This window comes from Bacillus sp. JJ634, from assembly GCF_036962285.1.
GTDB classification, from domain to species: Bacteria; Bacillota; Bacilli; order Bacillales; family DSM-1321; genus Peribacillus; species Peribacillus asahii_A.
In genome coordinates this window covers 1-2,450 of record NZ_JBALMU010000222.1, presented here as the reverse complement: position 1 = coordinate 2,450, position 2,450 = coordinate 1, and the positions used below count along the sequence as shown (strand labels likewise).

Annotated in this window: 2 protein-coding genes (1 of these 2 running past the window's edge); one reads left to right on the top strand and one right to left on the bottom strand. The window is 34.2% G+C overall.

The features are described from left to right. Positions 1-622 carry the 3' portion of a FadR/GntR family transcriptional regulator gene (locus tag V7068_RS22230; RefSeq protein ID WP_499714596.1) on the top strand. The gene continues 14 nt to the left of window position 1, outside the view, so only the last 622 of its 636 coding nucleotides appear in the window; the start codon falls outside the window, past its left edge; its stop codon occupies positions 620-622. Between the two features lie 702 nt (positions 623-1,324). On the opposite strand, the gene V7068_RS22225 is transcribed toward V7068_RS22230, so the two are convergent. Beyond that, positions 1,325-2,179, bottom strand: coding sequence for a malate synthase (locus V7068_RS22225; protein ID WP_499714595.1), 855 nt, complete (start codon positions 2,177-2,179; stop codon positions 1,325-1,327). Positions 2,180-2,450: the final 271 nt, after the last annotated feature.

Genomic DNA, 2,450 nt, shown 5'->3' with positions numbered 1-2,450 from the left:
ACCGACAGAGAGAGAGTTAGCCAGCCGTTTTAATGTAAGTCGAACGTCGGTTAGAGAGGCGCTACGGAAACTTGAAATTAAAGGAATAATTGAAATTAAACAAGGCAGCGGGAGCTTTATCAAAACATCAGAAAATTTCGCAGTAGAAGAGATTTCCTCCACAATCATGAACGCTGAAAAAAAACTAATCTATGAAATGTTGGAGCTTCGCTGTATGCTTGAAGTAGAATGTGCTTCTTTAGCTTCACAAAGAGCCACTTCTGAAGACTTAAATCAAATTCGTGAGGCACTAGAAATGATGGATCACGCTAAAAATGATATGGAATTAGGACTTCAAGCTGACCTAAACTTTCATATTAGTATTGTTTACGCTTCACATAATTCAATATTTTTACAATTGATTAAAACCCTAAGTGGACATATGCAAGATACAATCCGAGCTACTCGAAGACAAAGATTAGCTAATCATGAACGCAACCAAGATACGATTAATGAGCATAAAGAGATTTATTTAGCGATCGCCACAGGCGATGCAGATCAAGCAGCGCAACTAATGGAAAAACATATTACACAAATAAGAAAAGAATTGACAGAGTCATTGTTAGATCATATAGGGGAATAGATAGGAAAATTGATTAATATTTGATTAGCCTATAACCTTTAGGCACCTAGTAGCCATAGCTAGATGATGACAGTGTGCCCCCTACTCAAAAAAGTCTTGACTTATAACTTGATAATACTTTTCCCATACTATCGATACCTTCCAATTTTTTTGTCGAAACTAAAAAGACCAGAGATATACTCAGGTCGGATTTTTTCACCATTTAAAAGTCACAATTGCAATTTATCAATTCCCTACAAAAATACTAATAGTATTTAACGAACGAGAGCCTTTGAACAAGACAAATTAAAAAAGTCAATTCCTCTGAACGTTAAGGTATCGACTTTTTCAGCTTGAACTCTGCTTAGCGTACAAAATTTCTGAAATGTTGGCGGTACCGGTCCCATCAACATTCTTTTCCAAAGTTATCAAGCAATGCATGCTTAATAACTTATTATCAAACACAAGTACATTTGGACATTTATAATTTGTGAAAAACTATTGTGAAAATCGGCAATATTTATTTTAACGAAAATCGGTCTTGAATGGTATTTTTATAAACAAAAAAGCAGATGGTATAGATTTTTTCTATACCATCTGCCTTTCTATTATACCAACTTCAACCACGCGACCGCTTCACAATAACCAGGCACTGTTCCCCATTAGTGATGGGTGGAAAAAAGTATCAGTCCCCTGTCATTCTTATTATCTTTGGGCTAACGTCTAAATACGCATTAATGCGCCATTAGGCTTTGATAACTCTTGATCTGTTATCTGATTCATTTTACAAAATTGTTCAAAAAATTGTTGTGCCAGCTCTCGTTCCTTTGGGTCACTTTTCAACGAAACTATATCAAGCAAAATTTGAGCCATCCATGAATTATCAAAATAACGGTATTTACCTGTATTCCATGTCATTTTGTGGGGGAATTTTTCATTTACATAGTATTCCCAGAAAAGCATCTGATCCGATTCCTGTTCTGTAAGTTGGAGTCTGTATTTTGAATGGGCAGGAATATATCCATCTTCACAAAGCTTACCGATAAAATCTTCATTCACCATATAGACACCTAAGATACGTCTGTCTTTTTCAGGCATGCTGGAATCTATTGCTGTTAACAGGACAGCGCTATTTTGGTGCAAGCGGATGGGTTTGTTTGACTTCCCCTTGTTATTACCACTTTTTATTACGCCTGAAAAAACCTTCCACTCTGAAAAAGCATTATTCTGTTCTTCTGTGTCACACCAAAAAACCATTTGTGATTCGGGATGAAGTTTATGATTTTTCATAAGTTTTTCATATTCCAAGCGAAGTTCCTGTTTTTTTTGTTGTAGTTTTTTTTCCTCTTCTTTCTTCCATTCTTCCTCTTTTCGTTCCATTTCCTTTTTTTCTATAATTTTTTCAATCGAATTAGCAACACTTTTATCATGTAGTTTTAGGTGCTTCCCAAATACATCGGGGAAAACAAACTTTTTATTTTCCGATGCGAAATGTATTTCAATACTAGAATCATTATGTTTAACTATACTACCCATACCAAAACGCTTGTGTGTAACTTTCTTATTGATTAGATTCATTATTCCAGTCCTCCTTGTAGAATAAAAATTCGATTACTATTAGATAGTAAATTGATGATTTTATTCGACTAGCTTCCTTTAAAGCTCACACAACTGTTTGAATTTTTCTTTGGTCTAAAAAAGGATATTAAAAAACGTATCCATAATTCTATCTGCAAGAAAATACAGCGGAATTCGGAATACGATTGAAAAAACAATTGCAAGACTATTATAACATTTTTTGGAAATATTACAAATTTATTATTGACAACATATTTTATCACGAGGTAAA

What these genes read in the sequence shown, in the direction of transcription:
- V7068_RS22225 (WP_499714595.1), bottom strand. Translation starts at nt 2,179, where the DNA reads ATGAATCTAATCAATAAGAAAGTTACACACAAGCGTTTTGGTATGGGT.